Source organism: Variovorax stachyos (assembly GCF_051400855.1).
Classification (GTDB): Bacteria; Pseudomonadota; Gammaproteobacteria; order Burkholderiales; family Burkholderiaceae_C; genus Variovorax.
The window spans coordinates 1-806 of record NZ_JBLFFN010000057.1; the positions used below are offsets into that span (position 1 = coordinate 1).

Consider the following 806-nt stretch of genomic DNA (forward strand, 5'->3'; position numbering starts at 1 on the left):
GGCTGCCCTTCAGTAGCGTTGCCACAATCTAGGCGAGCACCTTCACCTATTCAACCAGTTTTCACACGGCCTCGGCCACATTCTGCCGGAGAGCCGTCCGCGCCCGCACGTCCGGTCGGTCGCCTGCTCAAGCGTCGGTCTGTTCCGCCGCGGCTGCCTAGCAGGGGTTAAGCCTCAGCGATCGCTGCAATGGACACTTTCAGTCCGGGGATACGAGCGGGCAGCTTTGCACCCTGGCGAGCAGGTGGGTCGGAGGGAAACCATCTCAGCCATTCCTCATTCATGCCAGCAAAATCGTCTTCATCGGCAAGCACCACTGTCATGCTCGCCACCTTGTCCATCGAGCTGCCGGCTTCTTCGAGGATGGCACGTATGTTCGTCAGGCATTGAGCAGTCTGCTCCTGAATGGAGGTGCCTCTGATTGCGCCGGTGGTGGCATCAATCGGCGCAGTTCCAGAGACGAACACGAGCCCGGCCGCCTTTACGGCGTGGCTGTAGAGCGACGGCGGCTTGGCAGCCTTAGTGGTGAAGACAATTTGACGCGCCATCTCATACTCCCGTTGGAAGGCGAAAAGCTCGTGGAGCTTGACTCGCCGAGCTCATTCACGCAAGGTTACCTGTCGTCCAGGTGAAGGGCGCTTAGGTGCCGACCAACCATTGCGGCCAGTAGCTCGACGAGCTCGGGCTGCATGAGCTGGTAGCGGTCAGGACTCTTCAATGTCGGCTCCTGGCCGAGCCTGTGTGGAAACTCCCTTGATGGTCGCCTATATTGAGCCAACCCGTCTGAGCGAGGTGGCTGCCCATGA

General features: G+C 60.2%; 1 protein-coding gene. It reads right to left on the bottom strand.

Annotation, left to right across the window (positions count from 1 at the left end; translation table 11 throughout):
• Positions 1-167: 167 nt before the first annotated feature.
• A complete protein-coding gene (locus ACMGEZ_RS29675; protein WP_436825860.1) occupies positions 168-548 on the bottom strand; it encodes a RidA family protein in 381 nt (126 codons plus the stop codon).
• Between the last annotated feature and the right edge of the window lie 258 nt (positions 549-806).